At 47.5% G+C, this 19791-nt stretch carries 20 protein-coding genes and 4 pseudogenes; 8 read left to right on the top strand and 16 right to left on the bottom strand.

Annotation, left to right across the window (positions count from 1 at the left end):
- Positions 1-631 precede the first annotated feature (631 nt).
- The 3 genes from ACLGGO_RS10130 to ACLGGO_RS10120 form a co-directional block, all read right to left on the bottom strand.
- Entirely contained in the window at positions 632-832 is a 201-nt protein-coding gene (locus ACLGGO_RS10130) for a hypothetical protein (protein WP_446356044.1), read from the bottom strand.
- Between the two features lie 433 nt (positions 833-1265).
- Positions 1266-2399, bottom strand: a complete 1134-nt coding sequence (locus tag ACLGGO_RS10125; RefSeq protein WP_446419215.1) for a sodium-dependent bicarbonate transport family permease — start codon at positions 2397-2399, stop codon at positions 1266-1268.
- 112 nt (positions 2400-2511) lie between these two features.
- Positions 2512-2718, bottom strand: a complete 207-nt coding sequence (locus ACLGGO_RS10120) for a hypothetical protein (protein WP_446419214.1) — start codon at positions 2716-2718, stop codon at positions 2512-2514.
- 740 nt (positions 2719-3458) lie between these two features.
- Between ACLGGO_RS10120 and ACLGGO_RS10115 the strand changes: the two genes are divergently transcribed.
- The 4 genes and pseudogenes from ACLGGO_RS10115 to vapC all read left to right on the top strand — a co-directional run bounded on the left by ACLGGO_RS10115 (position 3459) and on the right by vapC (position 5120).
- Entirely contained in the window at positions 3459-3776 is a 318-nt protein-coding gene (locus tag ACLGGO_RS10115; RefSeq protein ID WP_446419213.1) for a P-II family nitrogen regulator, read from the top strand.
- A 127-nt stretch (positions 3777-3903) separates the two neighbouring features.
- A pseudogene (locus ACLGGO_RS10110) lies at positions 3904-4045 on the top strand (ISNCY-like element ISAtsp9 family transposase); the annotation flags it as partial.
- 446 nt (positions 4046-4491) lie between these two features.
- Complete coding sequence (locus tag ACLGGO_RS10105; RefSeq protein ID WP_446337326.1) at positions 4492-4716, top strand: hypothetical protein; 225 nt, start codon at positions 4492-4494, stop codon at positions 4714-4716.
- The gene (gene vapC, locus ACLGGO_RS10100; RefSeq protein WP_446419212.1) at positions 4713-5120 is read left to right on the top strand and encodes a type II toxin-antitoxin system tRNA(fMet)-specific endonuclease VapC; all 408 of its coding nucleotides are present in this window, start codon (positions 4713-4715) and stop codon (positions 5118-5120) included. Before ACLGGO_RS10105 ends, vapC begins: the two co-directional genes overlap by 4 nt.
- A 64-nt stretch (positions 5121-5184) precedes the next feature.
- Here vapC and ACLGGO_RS10095 read toward each other — a convergent pair.
- From ACLGGO_RS10095 to ACLGGO_RS10085, 3 genes and pseudogenes are all read right to left on the bottom strand, one after another.
- Positions 5185-8689, bottom strand: a pseudogene (locus tag ACLGGO_RS10095) (type ISP restriction/modification enzyme).
- A 95-nt stretch (positions 8690-8784) separates the two neighbouring features.
- Positions 8785-9051 (bottom strand): Precorrin-3B methylase, encoded by a 267-nt coding sequence (locus ACLGGO_RS10090; RefSeq protein ID WP_446337324.1) that lies wholly within the window; start codon positions 9049-9051, stop codon positions 8785-8787.
- 173 nt (positions 9052-9224) lie between these two features.
- Positions 9225-10931, bottom strand: a complete 1707-nt coding sequence (locus tag ACLGGO_RS10085; RefSeq protein ID WP_446419211.1) for an ABC transporter ATP-binding protein/permease — start codon at positions 10929-10931, stop codon at positions 9225-9227.
- A gap of 107 nt (positions 10932-11038) precedes the next feature.
- On the opposite strand from ACLGGO_RS10085, the gene arfB reads away from it, so the two are divergent.
- The 3 genes and pseudogenes from arfB to ACLGGO_RS10070 form a co-directional block, all read left to right on the top strand.
- Positions 11039-11455 (top strand): alternative ribosome rescue aminoacyl-tRNA hydrolase ArfB, encoded by a 417-nt coding sequence (gene arfB, locus ACLGGO_RS10080; RefSeq protein WP_446419210.1) that lies wholly within the window; start codon positions 11039-11041, stop codon positions 11453-11455.
- A 78-nt stretch (positions 11456-11533) separates the two neighbouring features.
- Positions 11534-11815, top strand: a pseudogene (locus ACLGGO_RS10075) (amidase family protein); the annotation flags it as partial.
- Positions 11816-11825: 10 nt separating this feature from the next.
- Positions 11826-12005, top strand: a pseudogene (locus ACLGGO_RS10070) (hypothetical protein); the annotation flags it as partial.
- Between the two features lie 207 nt (positions 12006-12212).
- Here the strand turns inward: ACLGGO_RS10070 and ACLGGO_RS10065 are convergent.
- The 9 genes from ACLGGO_RS10065 to ACLGGO_RS10025 all read right to left on the bottom strand — a co-directional run bounded on the left by ACLGGO_RS10065 (position 12213) and on the right by ACLGGO_RS10025 (position 17108).
- Positions 12213-12569: an element excision factor XisI family protein gene (locus ACLGGO_RS10065; RefSeq protein ID WP_446411376.1), complete on the bottom strand. Its 357-nt coding sequence runs from the start codon at positions 12567-12569 to the stop codon at positions 12213-12215.
- The gene (locus tag ACLGGO_RS10060; protein WP_446419209.1) at positions 12560-12970 is read right to left on the bottom strand and encodes a XisH family protein; all 411 of its coding nucleotides are present in this window, start codon (positions 12968-12970) and stop codon (positions 12560-12562) included. Before ACLGGO_RS10060 ends, ACLGGO_RS10065 begins: the two co-directional genes overlap by 10 nt.
- An 86-nt stretch (positions 12971-13056) precedes the next feature.
- Complete coding sequence (locus ACLGGO_RS10055; protein WP_446419208.1) at positions 13057-13728, bottom strand: Na(+)/H(+) antiporter subunit B; 672 nt, start codon at positions 13726-13728, stop codon at positions 13057-13059.
- Positions 13728-14333 (bottom strand): DUF4040 domain-containing protein, encoded by a 606-nt coding sequence (locus ACLGGO_RS10050; protein WP_446419207.1) that lies wholly within the window; start codon positions 14331-14333, stop codon positions 13728-13730. The genes ACLGGO_RS10055 and ACLGGO_RS10050 overlap by 1 nt, the downstream gene beginning before the upstream one ends.
- Positions 14320-14610 (bottom strand): monovalent cation/H(+) antiporter subunit G, encoded by a 291-nt coding sequence (locus ACLGGO_RS10045; RefSeq protein ID WP_446348559.1) that lies wholly within the window; start codon positions 14608-14610, stop codon positions 14320-14322. Before ACLGGO_RS10045 ends, ACLGGO_RS10050 begins: the two co-directional genes overlap by 14 nt.
- On the bottom strand, positions 14594-14875 hold the full coding sequence (locus ACLGGO_RS10040; RefSeq protein ID WP_446419206.1) for a hypothetical protein: 282 nt from the start codon (positions 14873-14875) through the stop codon (positions 14594-14596). The genes ACLGGO_RS10045 and ACLGGO_RS10040 overlap by 17 nt, the downstream gene beginning before the upstream one ends.
- Positions 14872-15261, bottom strand: a complete 390-nt coding sequence (locus ACLGGO_RS10035) for a Na+/H+ antiporter subunit E (protein ID WP_446336769.1) — start codon at positions 15259-15261, stop codon at positions 14872-14874. The genes ACLGGO_RS10040 and ACLGGO_RS10035 overlap by 4 nt, the downstream gene beginning before the upstream one ends.
- A gap of 54 nt (positions 15262-15315) precedes the next feature.
- Positions 15316-16749, bottom strand: coding sequence for a cation:proton antiporter (locus ACLGGO_RS10030; RefSeq protein WP_446336768.1), 1434 nt, complete (start codon positions 16747-16749; stop codon positions 15316-15318).
- The gene (locus ACLGGO_RS10025) at positions 16746-17108 is read right to left on the bottom strand and encodes a cation:proton antiporter subunit C (protein ID WP_446336767.1); all 363 of its coding nucleotides are present in this window, start codon (positions 17106-17108) and stop codon (positions 16746-16748) included. Before ACLGGO_RS10025 ends, ACLGGO_RS10030 begins: the two co-directional genes overlap by 4 nt.
- A gap of 104 nt (positions 17109-17212) precedes the next feature.
- Between ACLGGO_RS10025 and ACLGGO_RS10020 the strand changes: the two genes are divergently transcribed.
- The gene (locus ACLGGO_RS10020; RefSeq protein ID WP_446336766.1) at positions 17213-17353 is read left to right on the top strand and encodes a hypothetical protein; all 141 of its coding nucleotides are present in this window, start codon (positions 17213-17215) and stop codon (positions 17351-17353) included.
- A gap of 82 nt (positions 17354-17435) precedes the next feature.
- Here the strand turns inward: ACLGGO_RS10020 and ACLGGO_RS10015 are convergent, their stop codons facing one another.
- Positions 17436-19679, bottom strand: a complete 2244-nt coding sequence (locus ACLGGO_RS10015) for an Orn/Lys/Arg family decarboxylase (RefSeq protein WP_446336774.1) — start codon at positions 19677-19679, stop codon at positions 17436-17438.
- Positions 19680-19791: the final 112 nt, after the last annotated feature.

Below are 19791 nucleotides of genomic sequence, written 5' to 3'. Positions count from 1 at the left end.
ATAGAGATCGTTATAGATGTAGTAGGTGGGAGAAGCCAGCAGCGTATACTTGTATCGCTGTCTGGAGTATGTCACTATCTTGAAGATGAGGAAATTTTGGGGCGTACCTGAGATGCTCGCCTCCAGGGGTGACGCTTGCGGCAGCTAATTACCCGAGAAAAGCAAAATATCTATCCTTGCGGCAATCCTTAAACCAAAAGCCCGTAGAAAACTACTAAGCGTCGAGTCTAAGTTAGATAACCCCAGAGGGAGCCTGCTCCCCAAGCGTAATGGTACTTTGTGAAAGTGCCTGATCCATCCGTTCTCTCTCTTTCCCTACGTTCCTGTCCGCCCGACAGTACGCTTGCTCTTAGTCCATTGATTGACTAATGTTTTTACTTTTCTGGTATCGGCACTCGTTTAAGTCCATGGGTTTTTAAAGAGGTTTCTCGCGCCTCACGTACTAGCGTCTACTTTACGTGATAAATATCGATTCCTCGATTGGTGGTACTCACGAATCCCACCCCGCGCTAGGCTACTTTTCTAGTATACACCCACAAGAAAGTATATCCGGAAGCTTTTAAAAGTCCCGATGGCAGGGGGAGGCTTGAAACCCAAGTTTCCGGGTCAAGACGTGATGCAAGAAGCGTCTCTAAACTGCCTGTCGAGACGCTAGCTTTTCCAGGGTAGCTTGGGTTTGCTGTAACAACTGCTCTCTGCTATCCACTGCCTTGGTCAGGTTTGGAACTAAATTCCGGGCTTGTAACGCCATGTGTAGCTGGAGCTGAGCCACGTACTCACTAATATCTTCATGAACAAAGTCGTTGGCGGTTTGAGCAGAATACAAATCCAAAGCGTCCTCCTTTCCTGAATGCTGTGCTTTTGGTCAACACCTCATTGAAGCTATCACGCTCTGGGCAATCTGCTCTCGCTTTGTAATAAAACTGCAATAAAGTTTAAAGATTTTGGGGTTAAATGTTAAGTCATGTAAACAAGCCGACTCACAAATGACCACAAAGGACACTCAAAATAAACAAACTGACTCTGGCTGAACCGGGCAAGTTTCGGTGGGGAGTTTGGTTTGGCGTAAATCCAGCCAAGTCAAATTAGTCATAAAGTTCAGGGGAGGGGAGTAACATCTGTAATTTGAATTTCCAAAATGCCCAACAACTAGATTACTCGTAATTAGTTGGGGTCTGTTCAATGGAGACGACGCAGACCTTGACATAGCCGCCGCGTTGGTCGCCGGGCCAGGGGAGTACCGGCAGACCGCGACCCGTCTGGAATCAGCCACCCATCAGCGCCTGGGCGAGCCCGATGAAGAGCGGTATTCCCAAGGCAATCGCAACCGGCGTGCCGACGGCTGTGGACGCGCCGATGTAGGCGGAGGGATTGGCCGACGGGATACCGGCTCGTAAAGTGGGCGGCCCTGAGATGTCTGAACTGGAGGCGGCGATGACGGACAGGATCACGACGCCGCCAGGACTGAATCCCGTGGCGTAGTGGGCAATCATGCCGAGACCGAAGGCTATGAACCCATGCAGCAGCGGCGCCACCAAGGCATATACGGCGTACCACTGGGCCACCTTGCGCAGCTCGCCGATCCTTGTCCAGGCCTCCATACCCATTACCAGCATCAGTATCGAAAGCAGGCCCCGGAAGAGGAGCTCATAGAAGCTTTCAAAGACACTTTCCGGCTGGGTTAGGATGCCTAGAGCGAGGCCGAGCAGCAGTGCCGATAGGGCAGGACCCTCGAGGCTTTCCTTCACGATGGGCCATATTTTGACCCGCTCGTGCTGCTTGCGGGGATACCCGCCTGCGGTAATGCGCTGCTGGCTGCGATACTCCTGCCTGGTGGTGGGATACTCGCCTGCGGCAACCGACTGCTTGCTGAGAGACTCCTCCTTGCTGAGATACTCGTCTGCGGTATCCTGCTTCTTGCTAGTATAAATGCTGGCCACGACGATCGCAGTCACGAGCGCTGGGATGTCCATGAAGGGATAGAGTGCGCCGGCCCAGGGTTCGTATTCCATGCCTTGCGCTTCCAGTACCGTCAGGGCAGCGGCGAGGGTAGAGCCACTCACGGCACCGAACAAGCCCGCAGTCGCAATGGCATCCACGGTTTTGACATTCGGCAGCTTGGCCAACGTGTAGCGCCCGATGAACACGATAAGCATCCCCGTTACCACGGCGAACAGCGCGGGCAACAGCATATCCAACAGATTGGAATTGCGGATCGCAATGCCGCCGCTCAAGCCGACTTTTATGAGCAGCATGAAGACGATGAACTTATAGATAGCATCTGGAATTTCCAGTTTGCTACCGAGGGCGGCAATGACTATACCACCAATCAGAAAAGCGAGTGTCGGGGACTGCAACTGCGCCAGGAAGCGCATTAAGAAATCGGACAAGAAATCCACTTTGTAATTCCTCCTTGATCAGATATTAGGGGTCAGGACGGCAGGCAAGCGTGGGCTCGAATCCTGGGTGGCTGGTTCCACGCATCCGGGTGAGCAGCGAGTCAACCCGCCACTAAGAATGCATCTGCATCCCGGCGCCTCGTGTGCTGGAAGATAAGGTTTCGCTCCGGCGAGCGCAAATGATCGCGCTAATCAGTGGTGATTCATTGGCAATGGCTTGTTGCTGCCATGGTTTACCAGCAATTGGTTCGTAAAATCCGAGCGATGCATCTGGGAAAGCGTTTTCGGGTATCCACTCAGATGGGGAGCGGTCATTCATCGCGCTTGAGCAACGGAAAATGGTTGTTGCTGTTGGTTTCTACTTGGAATTACAATAGAGCCGGCTGCGGAAGCGCCGGCAGTGTACAGGAAGTTCCGACGAGACATGCGAGAGAAATTTGCCATGAATACCTCCATCCGTCTCCCCTGGCTGGGGGAGTGGTGATTGTGATAAGTGAAATTGGTTAAAAGTTGAAGAAAGCGGGGGTGCATCGCTACACCCCTGCAGTACAGGTGTTACGCGAATACCTGTCCCGCAGCATCTCCTATAGATCAAGATCTATTAAGACCCGAATCTCTATGTGCTTAAGTTTATCTTAAAATCCGCACAAATTTGCGATCGCTCTACATGGAAATGTCCAATTCAAACCATAAGTTTTCCTTTTATTCTCAGAAAACAGGAGTTGCTTGGGCACCACTGTTCTAGCAATGGCTGAGCTAATCAATCCACATTTCGGGGGGAGTTGTTGCCGGCTCATAAGTCGTGGACGGACTGTAACTGGCGAGGTTAAACCACCCCACCGCCAGTAGAAGACCGAACCCACAGCCCAACAAAAAAGTCCTAGCGCCAAAAGGATAAGTGTTTTTTATAAAATGCTTCCGCTAATCTGAGTCAATCTTTCTCAACAGAGGGTAGTGGATTCGCCGATCTTTGGCATAATCTTAAAGATATTGTTCAAAGCAAAACCATAGAGTCTTGCCTTGAATTGTCGTAACAGAAAGCATCAAGAGGTAACCTACATGACCCAGAAAGCCAGCAAGCTCGTCATCGTCACGGAAAAGGTGCTGCTGAAAAAGGTAGCCAAGATCATCGACGAAGCCGGGGCTACCGGTTATACGGTGGTAGCCGCTGGCGGTAAAGGCAGTCGCGGCGTGCGCTCGTCGGGACAACCCACCATTGGTGACACCTTCTCGAATGTAAAGTTCGAGGTACTCACCCCCAATCGGGATATGGCCGTGAAGATTTCGGATGAGGTCGCAGCGCAGTTTTTCGACGATTATTCGGGCATCGCCTATATCTGTGACGTGATGGAGGTACTGCACGCGCACACGTTCTGACTCAAAACCCCAGCAATTCTCATTTTGGCAAGAATTTGTTCAAGCACTGGGAATCTCGGTATTGTAATGACATCTGAGAGATCCAACAGAGCTAGAGCGGTTGCAAGAACGGGGTTTTTTCGACACCATCGTCGGTTCGTTTAGCCAGCGTTTGTCGTCACTACCGGACAAACGCACGGGCAAAAATACCCGCTATGGGATGGAGGATGCCGCTTTGAGCGCGTAAGCGCGTGTTCTTCACCCGAACCCCGTCCTTTCTGGCCTATCAAGTCGCTGTCGTTGCTCATCCAAATATTTCTGGTAATGGCTGCTTTAACATGAAGATCATCAGCAGTATTCAGAATAGCAATCCAGTAGCCTGTATCAGCAAAAACGGTTTTCATTCCTCGTCCTTTGGTAAGCCATACAAACTCAGACCCTGGAACGCCGAGCAAATTACTCAAATTTTCCAGCTCATTAAGTAACACTCATGGCAACGCCGCGCTCAATATTACACTCAATGGGTTGATAGCTGTTGAGTTTGGTGTAATAGTAGACGAAGCCAAGGTATTGCCCCCTGTTTTCCGGTGTATTAGGGTTTTAGGTTGTCCGCACGGAGCCAACTAAGATAGAAAGTATTAAAGTACGGCACAACTGGAAGTGGCTATAGCCCAGTTGCAGGGAATTTTGCCAGAATTGGGAGAGAGAATCAGTTTATAGGTACGGAGGGAGAACGATGCAGAGCATCACTCTAAAATCTCATATCGGTAGCGATGGTCTTTTGAAGGTTCATTTACCTGACATGAGAAATACGGATATTGAGGTTGTCATTGTCTATCAAACGACACTACCAAAAGGGGTTAAAGCAGCACCTCTTTCACAGTTTTACGGATGCATCCAGGATGACTCATTTATTAGACATCCTCAAAACGAACAACCTGAACGCGAACGCCTGGAATGAAATATCTTCTTGATACAAATGTCTGCATCATTTATCTAAAAGGCAGAAATTTAAACTTAAAGCAGAAGCTTGAGTCGGTTCCTATTCAAGAGATAGCTGTATGCTCGATTGTCAAGTCAGAACTCTGTTTTGGAGCGATGAAAAGTGCCAATCCAGAACGCAACTTTGCCCTACAGCAAGCATTCTTGGCACAATTTGTGTCACTTCCTTTTGACGATCTCGCCGCGACTACCTTTGGGGTAATCCGGGTACAGCTAGAAACTAGAGGTATACCCATTGGAGCTTATGACTTACAAATTGCCGCAATAGCTCTGGCAAATAATCTGACGCTGGTGACACATAATACAAGAGAGTTTGGGCGAATTGAGGGGTTGCAGGTTGAGGATTGGGAAATTGAGGTATGAGGAAGATTTTTCTGTTAACGGAGTAGAGCAGTAAAACCAGCTTGTTCAAAGTGTCTGTCATGGGTCAAGGCTTCAAGGATATTTCTCCTTGATTTGACCATTGGTAAGTTGATTGTTTCACTGCTTCATAATTTGTATCTAATTCAGGTTCTAGTAACAAAATTGCGGCAATGCGTCTTGCCATTTGGGTTACTTCAATAACTTCTTCTGGTTTAAGTGATCGCCCTAATAATTTCTGCTCTCGATAGCTCAACCATTTTTTGATGACCTGATACCCGCCGATTTTATAGTTCCAGACGCGATCGGGAATGTTTTTCCAGTAGGCGATGTCGTTGAGGTAAATGTCATAGGTGGCTGTACCAAGTTGCTCAATGACTTGTGCTATCGCAGTTTGTTCTTCTGGTGTGTAGGGGCGATCAATCGCTTTCCCTTTTCCGGGCATGGTGACACCCTTTTGTCCGGCATATCCCCAACCTGCGGTAAGGGCAAAGTCGGTATTTGGGTTAAGGTTGCCAGTGCCAACACGGGAAACAACAGCGATCGCTTTTAGTTCAGCACGAAGTTTGCCAGAAGTGACACCTCCAACAGGAGTTTCTGGATCGAGGAGTGCGGCAATTTGACGACCAAGGTTTGCAGAGGCGATTAGGGTTTCTCGCTGGTCGGGTAAGGGGATTCGGAGCCAATCTTGACGGATACCATCAGTGTTTTCTTCTAGGTAGGCAGGTGAATAACCAATTGCTAGAACGTGCATCCAGACTAATTCGGCAGTTTCAGGATCATTGTCTGGTTCGCTAATGCCCAATGAGAGTAAATAGCGACGAGCAGCATTGGAGAGGTTTGCAGTTATTTTCAGATCTTCTTCACTTCCAAGACCTTCTATTCCCATTTGGCGAACTGCTTTATCAGATGTTCCAAGGCTGGTAGAACGTAATCGTAGTGGAAAATAATAGGCGTGACCTCTCAAAAAATCATTGTCCCCAAGAATTTTTGAATAAAACAAAGGAACTCCTTCTGGATTTGCTACACCCGCAGGACGACTCATCAAAAAAGAGTTACCTTTCCATAGCTGTGCATAGAAGGTTTGTCTTGCTCGATTCCATAAAGGGCTGACACTACTGTAATAACACCAACGTATATCAAAAGGACGAACTGCATACCTATGAAGCCGTTCAGAACTGTAGGTCTCTGAATTCTGTACCTTAGTCCTAACCTTCTTGGGTTCAAATCCAGCGGCTTTTTTAGTTAGACCAGTATTTAATGCTTCAAGTATTTCCCAACTAATATTTGGGTCATAAAACATTTCCATTCTTTGTGAGAGAGCATCCTGATTGATATCAATTAATGCTCCACCACGCTTCTCAAATAGACCATTAATCGGATCTTCAGCACATAATTCAGTTAATTTAGCCCATTCTAAATAGTGCGAGGCAACATCTCCAGGCAGAAAAGAAAGATAGTTATGTTTAACAGGTTTAGCAACTTCATATCGAGAATCAAATTCATTGTCATTCAAAGTTTCTAAAAGCTGTATTCGACGTTCAGCGGCTTTTGCTGCGTTGATGTCATCTCGAAACAAAGTTAGTGGTTGCGTTTCTTCCTTATTTCCAGTCTTAACCCATAAAGAGACAACAACACCTTGCTTAATACCCGCAGAAAAACCTGGGATTGCAAAAATTGTCTCGCTTGTTCTACCATCTGGCGCATATTCCGAAATACTGCGATCGCCATGCATATTCTCAATCCAGAAGCGATCAAAGGATTTCAGAAGATGCTGACGCAGAACGACAAAAGATTTATCTGCAACCCAGGAGTTGTTTGAAATGTAACAAACTACCCCTTTCCTTTCGCGCCTTTCAGCAATACATCGTTCAGCTAACCGAAAAAACCGCACATAAAGATCATCAAGATTAAACTTTTTGATTCCCCACTCACTAATCAATCCTTCTTTGTAAGGCTCAACTAATCCTTCCTCCTCTTTTGGACTAACTCCCACAAAAGCGTTGTAGGGTGGATTTCCCAAAACCACTAATATTGGTTTGCCTTGTTTAACTTCATCTGCTGCTTCACGTTCTTGTTCAAGTTCAGGATAGGAAATTGCAAGCTGTTTAAATTTAGTTTTGGCTTCTTCTGTCGGTGGTTCCCAACCCGTGAGCGCATTCGTCAAATACACCCCTACTCGTTCCTGCTCGTCACTCAACGGTACACCTAAATTCTGCAACAATAACCCTAACTGTAAGTGTGCTACCACAAATGGAGCCGTCAAAATCTCAAAGCCAAACACTCGATTCATGGCTGCTGCTTTTAGTTGCGAACCTACCAGCGCTCCCATACCTTTATCTTGCAAATTGGCATCAATCCGCCGCAATACTTCCACCAAATAAGCACCCGTCCCGCAACAGGGATCGAGAATATACACGTTGGGGTCGGCTAATCCATCTTCAATCTGCAACTCTTCCCGCAGCACCGTATCCACTCGCGCCACCATGTATTGCACAATTTCCGGCGGCGTGTACCAGACTCCTAATTCCTTGCGTAACTCTGGATCAAACGCTTTCAAAAACGGTTCATAGAAATACTGAACCGCCTGCCCCTCGTCAAATTTAGAAAAGAACGAGGTGCGATCAACCCGATTTAACGCATCTCCTGTCCAGTTCAGCACTTCCTCTAAATCCAGTCTGCGAACATGGGTTGGGGTTGCGACCTTCTCAAACAAGGCTTTAATCATTGGAACGTGCAGATAATAACCTGCTACGCGCCAGTCAAACCGCCCCCGTTCCTGCTGCTTGTGCCACAACACCCACGCTGAAAAAATGCCATAAAATAGCGTTTGAATCATAGTGGACTTAAAAAACCGCTCTCCCTTCTTGGGATCTTTTTTATCCCCTGTAAACGTAATCCCTAATGCTTCTTCTAGCGCCTTACGCAGCGTTTCTAATGCAGGTATATCAGTTTTCTCAATCCGTGCCTTGGCATCCTTGGCATAAGAAGCCAGAAACCAGGCAAGATCCTTCGGCGTGGCAATACTGGCAGACTGGAGCATTACCCGCTTCAGATATTCCGTGAATTGTTCCTCCTGCTCCTGAGCGAATTGCCTAGGATTCTTCGCCTTTTCCCAAAACTCTGCCTCATTTTTCGCTAAACGATAGGTTTCCAGAGTGGAGGGTTGTCCATTAGCATCTTGCCCAATCAGCACAAAATCTCGATAGTTCGTGACCAATACCTGACGATACTTATCCCAATATTTAGAAACCTGCTTTGTTTCTGCAATGACCCAAGCATCATCCCCAGTACCCTTAATCTCAATCACACCCCGTTCCGGATTGGTGGGATTTGTGGGCGCGTCAGGCGATTTCCTCTGAAACTGACTAGCAGTAAACAAACCGCCATCTGGCATTCCCGCCCCGCCGATATTCTTCAATTGCATTACACAGCGTACTTTCGGCTTCAGCGTTTTGCCTAACTCGTTCAACAGTTTCTCTAACGCCCCATAACTAGGATGTCTCTTTAACGGCTGCTCCCGTCGCTCGAATTTCCTGCAAATCTCGGATGTAAGTTTCAAAAGCATTCATAAGCATTTTCTTGAAGACAACCATTAAGTTTAGGCAAAACCTGAACGCGAACCCCTAGAATGAAATATCTTCTTGACACAAATGTCTGCTTCATTCTATTTCGACTTGCGTTTCGACTTGGGCGGCGTTCGATGTGCGCCAAAATACTTTTCACTGCGGTAGCGCAGCCACACCCGCAATACCTGGGGAATCTGCTCTTTTTGTTCTTTAGTCAGCGTGTTGTAAAGGTCTAAAGCGCGTTCTCGCTCTCCCCGACAGGCAGCGTTATTATGAGCATTCCAGTAGCTACGGGCAACCCGAATCCGCCGACAGACTTCTTTTATCAGTGCTTCTCCCGTGAGGGGATTTTTCTGCTTTGCCATACTTCGATAAGAACCCACTACCCTAAATCCTAACCCGTTGTTATCCCGCCAGGGGTTCAAACCCCTGTCTCATAGCCAAAGTCCGTTGAAACGGACTGGCGGAGAGGATTGCAGTCCTCTTTAGAGGACTTAAGCTATTAGCAAGGGACTTGAGTCCCTTGCTGGTACTCCGATTATTCTTTAACCCCAGCCAGGGGTTCTTTAATCTGCCAGGTTTTGTCCTGAGAAAGTTCTAGCAAAGACTGATGGTAATTTGCCAACGTCGAGCGATGCCCCACACTCAAAAAAGTAGTCCCTTTCGCCTGCAAATGGTGATATAATCGTTCCTCATTCCCCAGATCCAAGGCACTGGTTGCTTCGTCCAGAATAGCGTACTGAGGTTTGTTCAGTAGCAACCGGGCAAACGTTAACCGTTGTTGTTCGCCCAAGGAGAGGACATCAGCCCAATCCTGTTCGGCATCAAACCCCCCAAACCGTTCATCTAAACCCGCTAAATTCACCTGCTCCAAAACTTGTTTCAACTGTTGCTCATCAACCTCAAGGTGGGTGTTAGGATAGAGTAATTGATCGCGCAGAGTACCCAGTACCATGTAAGGACGCTGGGGCAAAAATAGGATCTGATCAGATTCAGGACGAATAATTGTACCCTTACCAGAATCCCATAATCCCGCGATCGCGCGTAGCAGTGAACTCTTACCACAACCACTCGGTCCCATGACTAAAACTCCCTCTCCAGCAGGTAACTCGATTGACAAATCTTCTACCAACGTCCGTTGATAATTAGGAGTTTGTAGGCTCAGGTGTTCCACTGCCAGCCGCTCTGCCTCAACCCTCTGAATCTTTGGTTGCTCGTCGGATGTCTGGTTTGCCTCTGTCTGCTCTAAAAACTCGGCAAAGGTATAGAGACGGTTAATTCCAGCGCCAAAGGTGGTTAATTGCTGGAAGCGAGCAACCACAACATTGAGCGAGAAGAAGACGCGGATAAAGGCTCCCTGCGCCTCAGACACTTTACCCACCTCCATTTCTCCGGCAAAAATCGCCGGGGCAACCACTAGGGCAGGTAGGATAAAGGGGATGAACTCATAAGCATTGGTGAGAATATTTAAATTCAACTCCCAAACCAGCAGCCGTTTGACATTCTCAAAGACATCAAAAAACCGCTGTTTGACCTGATTCGACTCCTGCTCCTCCCCCTGATAAAACGCGATCGCTTCCGCATTTTCTCGAATTCTCACTAAGCTAAAGCGGAGATTCGCTTCCCGCTTGAGTTGTTCAAAGTTGAGTCGGACAAGGGGTTTCCCAAATACTACAGTCGTCACCAGAGTTCCGATCAGAGCATACAGCACCAGAAAAAACACCAACGGTTTAGAAATGCCCCAGAGTACACTACTGAACGCAATCACTGACAGCACCGACTCCACCAACACCAGTAAAAAGGTGAGAGACTCTTGGGTAAAACTCCTGACATCCTCGGCAATCCGCTGATCCGGGTTATCAATCTCGGTTTTACCGATCTGCAAATTGTAATAGGCGCGATCGCGAAAATAGTTATCCACAAATCGATGGGTGAGCCATTTGCGCCATTGCAGGCTGAGGCGATCGCGCAGATAGGTATAGCCGGCTAACAGCGGTGCATAAATCACCAGCACACCGATGAAAATGATCACCGTTTGCCAGAAGCGGGCTTCATCTTGGGCAGAAAGGGCTGAGATTAATACCCCTCGCTTGTTGTTGAGTAGAACACTCAATCCCGTATAGGCTAGCAGAAACAGCACAACACTCAGGAGTAACCCTCTGGCAAGCCATTTCTCATCCCCTAACCAATAGGATTTGGCGATCGTCCAGAATTGCTGGAGTACCTTGAAATTCAATCGATCCATCGGCTTGTTTTGGTGACAACTCGGTCTATAGGGAGATAATCAGTCAAGGCAAACTTGGATAAAATCTGCTCAAATACTATGACTCATCTCTAATCGATTGTTAAATTATGCTACAAATTTCTAAGACTGTGAGTATTCCAGAGGATGAGATTGAGATGAGTGCGGTACGCTCTCAAGGGGCAGGGGGACAAAATGTCAATAAAGTGGCGAGTGCCATTCACCTGCGCTTTGACATCCAGGCTTCCTCACTGCCCGATCGCTACAAAGAGCGGCTGTTGAAACTTTCCGATCAGCGCATTAGCAAAGACGGGGTGATTATCATCAAAGCCCAGGAACACCGCAGCCAACAGCAGAATCGGGAAGAAGCGCGGCTGCGACTGCAAGAGTTGATTAAGAGTGCTATCACACTTCCCAAACGCCGTAGACAAAGCCAGCCAACTCGAAGTTCTCAACGGAAACGTCTAGATAGCAAAAGTAGGCGATCGCAGATTAAAGCAATGCGAGCAAAGGTAACGGATGAATGAAATCTTTGCTCCTTAACGACTCTGCTCGACTCATGATCAGTACCACAATCTTCCCATAATTAAATAAAATCTATAATCATGGATTCGATTGATCTAGCATTTACCCCAGCATTGGAGCAGGCTCGGCTGATTCGCGATAAGGTGATTTCTCCCCTAGAACTCACCCAGCTTTACTTGGATCGTATTCAACAACTTGACAGTTCCCTAAATAGCTTTTTTACTGTGATGGCAGAGCAAGCCATAGCAGAGGCGAAAACCAAAACGGAACAATTAGCCGCCCCCAGTACAGAACCCTCTTCCCTCCCCGCATTTTTTGGCGTTCCCGTTGCGATTAAAGACTTATCTCCCGTCGCTGGAATCCACGATTAAAACCATTGCCCATGATGATGTGGCGCGGGTGATCCTCACCGCCTCTCAATCCTTTGACATGGTGATTTTGCGATCGGTACGTCGTCGCACGGCTGGGGGATTAGCGGTTAGCGATGTAACAACTCAGGTGGTGAAGGAATTAACCTGTTCGATGGTACTGTTTGGCGAACCCCATTCCTGATATCAAGTCGGGTTGAATACTCCCACTTTGGTGGAAACAAGGCAGAAGGCAGATAAGCTGTCACGCATTTAAATTGGGAATGGGTAGCGAGCAAGATGCTCACATTACAAGGATTTGGCAGTTGTTGATATTAAGGTTTAAATGCCGAACAGCTTAGCAGGGTAAAAGGGAACGATGACTGTTTAGGCAGACATGATATAACTTGGATTAATCGGCGATCGCTTCACCTATACCAAAACCCGTAAACTGACGCACTTCAGGTTCATGGAAAGCCAAAACAATATCTTGTTTCGGTACTCCCATAGCGACTAATCGGTTGGCAAAACCTTCTTCTGTACCATCATGCTGAATCCAAACTTTTCCACCCTTAATATCAACATGCAGAATACAGCCAAAATCACGTTTATTCCCACGCCAACCAACATACAGCAATTGATAGTGATCCTGCTGTGTATCAAAAACAGTCTGAACTTCATATTCTGGGGCAGTTCTTTGCCGCGCAGCACGCTCGGCACGTTCGGAAAGAAGATGTTGGATATACTGGCGATATTGCTCTACAGCCATTGCACAATCACCTCCTTTTTAACATCGTAAATCACCAATCGGACTTGATACCGCTCAACTGCTGCCATAATGAAGCGTCGCTGGAAGAAACTTTCATAAATTGGCTCTCGCACAGCCAGATAAAGTTGGCGATCGGGTTCAATCCTTGCCAGTGCATCTCGGTAGTTTAGGAATTGACCCAATGCCGTATGAAAATCTGAAACATTGGACGTGCTGATAAAGCTTTTTACTTCTACAGCAATTTTCTGATTTTCTCGTTCTGCTGCTAGCAATTGCTCCGCTGCCAAATCAATCTCAAAATCCACATCGTCGATACTAACTTCGTAAGGATCAGCCGTAATTTTCCAGTTGTCCTTTTCTAGAGCAGTTCTAACAACATCATGGAATCTATCTTTCACCATACGAACTTTCCTAAGCGGATTGACACCACTGTTTCTCGCTCAAATACGATGCTCACTGTACACAACCGATGCTACCGAACTTGATATCACAACAACCCCCGATAATGAATAAACACTAAAATAGCCGCCCAGGAACCCAAGGCGACTTTTACGGCGACTAGGATATTGAGCAGGGGAATAATCCCGCCGCTGAGCAGTGCGCCTAAATTTCCATGGGGTAACTCGACTCCAGCCAGAGTGATAACCGCTAGGACAATGAAAACCAGAACCGAAACTTTCTCCCATCTAGAGGCGTGCCAGCGTTTATAGATTCCCTGCATCCACTCCGTTGATGAGGTAATCGCCACCAAGCCGATTGCGGTTCCCCCAGCTACCCCAGCCGCAAACCCGCCGCCGGGACTTAAGTGTCCCCGAATCGCTAATTCGATACCCACTAAGGCGGAAATGGTTGCTCCCAAACGCGCCAGAATCATCGAGGGTTGATCGGTAAACTGATAGATCGTGCAGAATGGCTTTTCATCTGCCAGCAGAAACCGGACACCCATAATCGCGATCGTAAATACAACCACTTCAAAGATCGTGTCATACAGCCGATTCCGGAAAATGATACCCGAAACCACATTGGACACTCCACTCTCTTGTGCAATTAAATCGACGATAGAGTTATCGGATAAATCCGGTGCCGAATTAGGCATATTGGGCATGATTAGGAATATGATATACAGCGCTATCCCGGCTGCAATGTAGATCCATTTCATCAATGTCCCTCCCCTAAATCTGGTGTATTAATATAGGTTAAATGTGTCGCGGGTGACGACAGTTCGGTTCGCATGATGTCATAGAGGCGTTGAACCCGAGTCGCGGTGTGATAGGATGGCGTCTCAGACTCAGGTGCTGTCGGGTCTTGAGCCTCCAGTTCAGCTTGGTGCGATCGCGTACAGGTGGCATGAATTTCTTTATCCATCAGCGCCCCATGCAAAGCCTGCTGATCCGTGTACGGGACTAACTCGATACGCATGTAATGTTTGCGAAAAATGGTGCGTAAATCATCCATCAGTTGCCCAAAATCATGGCTCTCATCGTTCGTAGTAGGCGCTTTAGCGCCACCCTCTTCAAGTACACCCAGACGCAGGGTTAAGGATGAACGCACCGCCACGGCATATAGCGTAATCGCCAGCATAGTACCCACCAAGGCTTCGGTCAACGCCACATCCGCCGCCCCCAAAACTGCATAAACTAATGCCGCCACCGCTCCCAAAATGCCCCGAATTACCAAAGCATGGTAGGGATTCACCTGAAAAACTAACATACAGGCAGCCAAAGGCAGCAGAGCGATAATCACATATAGATCACTCTGATTCATAGTCAAATTCCTCCCCGCTACTTGAACAGTACGCCAACACATACCCCAGCACCGTATTCCAAATCGCCAACGAAATAATGGCAAGAATTAGTAGGGGCCATTCACTGGGTATTTTTAGCAACAATCCGACGATAATACTCATTGAACCCAGAGTATCTGCCACCGAAAGAGTATGCAGTTTAAAGAGTACAGATCGGTGACCAATCAACGGAAAGGTTCCCCAAAACCAGAAGACAATTCCTAACCCGATACAGATATAACTAAGCACGTTGATCATAGTAGGACTCTTTCGCTGAATCATTGATTCGTTTAAGGATATGTGCCAACAACATTAATCCGGCATTCCCCACACTCAGGATGATCACCCCGACAACTCCGATCATCCAATCATCCCGTATTACAGAAACAACCAGAATCATGATTGAGGTTTTGGTGGCAATACTGGCAAATGCCAACATTTTTTGCCAAATATCATCATCCTGCCATGCCTCATACATGGGGATAAGTAGCGCCAAAATCATGCTAATTAAAATCCAATTCATGTTCGTTTCCTCCGGCTAATTCTGTGAACTTCATACGAGCCTTCCTCGTGGTATTTCAAAACAATGGTTTTGGGTGTAAACGTAATTAAAAATATATCGAGAAAAATCAGTCCGGGTGTACGCTGGGGTTTGACTCGTTCCATAATTACATCTTCGTACTTATGAGGACGGAGCATAATTTCAAATGCCTCAAAATACGCCTGGGGAATCGCCACAAGTACTTCCCCCAAAACTCGCAACCAATCCTTTATGGATTCCGAAGTTTTGGGGCGTCCCGGCAAGAGAAGGGCGACGGCGATGCCAATGATGATATTTGGCACACTCAGACTAGCGGTGAGCAAAAACCAGATGGTTAATCGCAATATCAAATTCAGATGTCCAATCATATTTTGTCATTGGTCATTGGTCATTGGTCATTAGTCATTTGTAAGAGTTTGAGATTAAGCGAATACCATCCCAAACAGCAGCAGCAACATTAAACTCATCACCCCAATCAGATGATCGAATTGCTCAAGCATACGAGGGAGTTTGATGGAAAGTCGTTTAAAAATCAAAAAATATGCCAACCATCCAAGTGCGATAGTTGCCAGTGGTTTCACGATATTCTTAACCGTATACGCCTCGTAATACACAACATTTGCTAAAATTAAACCCCCGATTAATATAATCATGGCTAACCAGAAACCGGGCTGGGCATTTCCCTCTCCTTGTGGTTTGTGAGGTAGAAAAATGAATTTGGCAAAGGATATTGCCGTTCCCAAAGCCGCAATATTCATGCCAATCACTTGCCAGCGCAAAAGATTTTCCATCGTCAAAACCTTCGCCCCAAAACCAGACAATAGGGGAAAGCCGGAGATAGAGAAACTGGCGATGACTAGGGCAATCCAAATTGGGGTATTCATCGGCTGATGGTGCAGTTCTTTGAGGTTACGGCTAGGTAAGGTTCCCGCTATTAAGAACAGCGCTGATTTGACTAACCCGTGGGTTAGCCCATAAAAACCACCGACTTCGGGTGCTGCTAGGACAAAGCCTAACTGCGAAATCGTGTGAAATGCCAACATTCGTTTGCTATCTTTTTCAAAGACGGCATAACCGACTCCTAGCACAGCTGTGCCTACGCCGAAGATTCTGACAATGGGATCAATCTCTGGCACCATCAAAGCAAAGCGCATCAGGGGAAACACCCCGGCTTTTACCACAACCCCCGATAGCAACGCCGACACCGGTGTCTCAGATTCTGAGTGGGTCAAGGGTAACCATAATCCCGATACAAAGATACCCCCCTTACTCAACAGTCCCAGAAAAATCAAGGCAATTGCCTCGATGGGAGCATTGCTTAAACCCTCATAAGCAAAAGAATAATTCGCCTCATACACCAACCCCGCACCCATCAGATAAAACAGCATTGCTACATTGCTGAACAACAGATAGCGCAACGCCACCCAAATCGAACGATTCGTTCGGGGATAGGCAATTAATAGAAATGCGGCAATACCAATGACCTCTAACGCCACGTATAAGCTGATGAAATCGGCACAGACAAAGGCGGCATTAACACAGCCATGTAAAATAATCATCTGTGTATAAAAAAAAGCCGTCTTATTGGTGTGCCAACAATAGATGATAACGGCGCTTGTGACTAGGGCATTGGTGAATATAAAAAAACCGCTCAATTCGTCAGCGATTAAGGTGACGCCGAAACTATCCAATAATTGCAGGGTTAAGGTTGACTGAGCCACAAATAAGTGAGATGCATATCCAGCCGAAACCAGGGCGACGCCCAGTGCGAGATATCGGTCAAGTCTGGGGAACAGATAAATGCTGAACCCCACAAATAGCGGTAGTGCTATCCAGACAATCGTCAATGTACTCATGGGGTATTATGTTTCTCAATCTCGCTGCTTTCTAAGGTGGGATGATCCCGTGCTAGCTTCATCACACCGACTAGCATCAGGGCTTGAATCGAAAAGCCGATCACAATCGCGGTCAAGATTACCGCTTGGGGAACTGGATCAGAGTAAGCGCCATTTTCGATGTTGGAAATAATCCCATTTTCGACGGAAATAATCGGTGTGAACAAGGCTTCACCTTTGCGTGATGCGATCAGCACGTAATAGGCAATAACCCCCGTACTCATCACATCCATGGAGATGATCTTCATCACCAGGTTTTTTTTCAGGATGATGCCGAAAAATCCGCACAGGATGGTGGCAAATATGCAGGCTTCTAACACGGGTATGCTGTCCTGGAAAAAGGTGCTAAAACATATATAGCACGTTTTAATAGTGCTAACCAAGATGGACACTATTGGAAAGTGTCAATGCCAACCATAGACTCATGCCACAGCAACGGATTGCTTTGAGCAGGGGAAATGATGATTTTCGTCATTCGTCATACTCAAGGAAGCCAGAAGCGAGTAACCTTAACGGCACTGAGAATTGGCATTTGGGCATCGCCGAAACCTTTGATATACCGTAGGGTGGGCATTGCCCACCAGAATATGAGGAGCGTGGTATTCGTTTTAACCTGCCTTAAGTAGTCGGACAAAAGAAAACGGTTACTATTCTTTAACGCAATCAATCATGTAGCGCTTCCCTGATCCACTTTCCTCGATCCGCAGCCCGTGGATCTCATTCTCAAAGCCGGGGAACTGACGATCAAATTCGCGTGTGAACTTGAGGTACTCGATAATCGAGCGGCTTTCAGGGATGAAGCGTTCTCCAGGCATGATGACGGGGATGCCTGGGGGGGTAGGAGCTACCATACTTGCAGAGATGCGACCAATTGCTTCCTCAATATCTACAGGCTCAACATGACCATGTACCAAGGCATTGTAGGCATCGGCTGGACGCATCGCTGGTTCGGGAAGCGTCAGATACATATCATGAATAGCTTGTAATAGATTGTTGGCACGGTAGCTCTGGTGGATTGCAGTGCAAAGGTCGCGCAGACCCTTGCTATGTGCAGCATTGTGTGGCGCAACGCTCTTGAGGGCGATATCGAGGGGCGCGTTGGTATCGTAGAGACGCTTGAACTTGATCAGTTCCGTTAGCAACGTACTCCACTTCCCCTTGGTGATGCCAATGGAGAATAGCACTAGGAGGGAGTATATCCCAGTTTTCTCTACAGTGAGTCCCTGCTCCCAGAGGAACTTGGAAACAACTGCCGCCGGGATACCAACCTCTCCTTCCCCTGCGCCTACTCCAGGACAGATAATGGTGACTTTAATCGGGTCGAGAATTGCCTGACCCGAAGTGAGGTTGGCGAAACCATGCCAGTTCGCTTCTGCTTGTAGCTGCCAATCCTCTATCTTGACCGAATCGTTGTTGAGGGGAACGTCTTCAGGTTGCCAGGTAGAAAACCACCAGTCACTCGGATCAAATTCCTTACCCATGTCACGCATCAGCCGTCGGAATGTGATTGCCTCATCAATGGTTTCTTGCAGGAGGGTACGCCCGCCGCGTCCTGCCATCATCCGTGATGCCACATCGATGGAAGCCATGATCGGGTAATTGGGCGAGGTGGAAGTGTGCATCAAAAAGGCATCATTGAAGCGACGGAAATCGATGGACTGCTTCTGGCTATTTTTGACATGAACCATCGCCGCTTGGGAGAAGGCTGCCAAAAGTTTGTGAGTGGACTGAGTTGCGAACACGATGGGATGTTCAGCTCGTGGAGAACTCTCTGACATACCGTAATGACCCTCGTAGAACTCGTGGAAAGCCGCATAAGCAAACCACGCCTCGTCAAAATGTAGGGCATCCACTGCGTCTCCAATTTGCTCCTTGATCGCATCTGCGTTGTAGCAGATACCGTCATAGGTCGAGTTCGTTACCACCGCCATCCGTGCTTTGTTAGCGTAATTGCGGGCAAGGGGATTCGCCGCGATTTTCGCCTCAATTGCTTGCGGTGAGAATTGATCCAGGCTAATCGGTCCGATAATGCCATGCTCATTCCGTGATGGCGTGAAATAGACGGGGATAGCCCCAGTCATCACAATGCTATGCAAAATAGACTTATGGCAGTTGCGATCGACCAAAACAATATCATCGCGACCCACCATCCCGTGCCATACAATCTTGTTTGCGGTGGAATTACCGTTGATGACGAAAAGGGTGTGGTCAGACCCAAAATTGCGTGCCGCCTCTATCTCAGCATCAGCGATAGGACCGGTGTGATCGAGGAGCGATCCTAGTTCAGGCACGGAGATCGACAGGTCAGTGCGGAAAGCGTTCTCGCCGTAGAACTGGTGAAAAGCTCGACCTACAGGGCTTTTGATAAAGGCTACTCCCCCGGCGTGTCCCGGTGTATGCCAGGAATAGGCGGACTCCTCGGCGTGCTTCACCATTGCTTTGAAAAAAGGAGGCAACAAATGCTCAAGATAATCTTGGGCAGCACGGGCAACCTGGCGAGCGAGGAACTCAGAGGTATCCTCAAACAGATAAATTACGCCTTCTACCTGACTGAGATATTGTAGCTGCAACTCCTCAACAGTTTTCCGTTCGCCTACATAGAAGATTGGTACGTTCTCGTTCTTCTGATGGGCAGCTTTTAGCAAAGCTTGCAAGTGCGCTTCAAAGTTGACTCCCTCCTCAGAGCCTTCTACGGAAACCAAGATACAGGAGAAGGCGTTGAAGCCTCCAGCTACAGTTGCTGCATCGGTGTAGGTTTCTAAATTCAAGATTTTAAAGTCCAGGTTTTCTAGTTCCGTTGCCAGCTTCCGCATGAAAACACCCGCAGCATTCTTTGAGTGGAAGTCGGCATCAACAATCAAAATGGGAAAATCTAAGGCACGGTTTTGCATTGTCGTTTTGTAAAAGGGATTATCGTTCATCAGCTTACATCCCATTGACATCTATAAACTTCAGAGCGATCGCAGAATTTTCGATAAAGATTGCTGATGGGCATTCGGGCAA

Origin of the sequence: Coleofasciculus sp. (genome assembly GCF_046565525.1) — a bacterium.
In the GTDB taxonomy this organism is placed as follows: domain Bacteria; phylum Cyanobacteriota; class Cyanobacteriia; order Cyanobacteriales; family Coleofasciculaceae; genus Coleofasciculus.
Note: the sequence above shows the minus strand (reverse complement) of the source record. Positions and strands in the feature narration are given on the sequence as shown.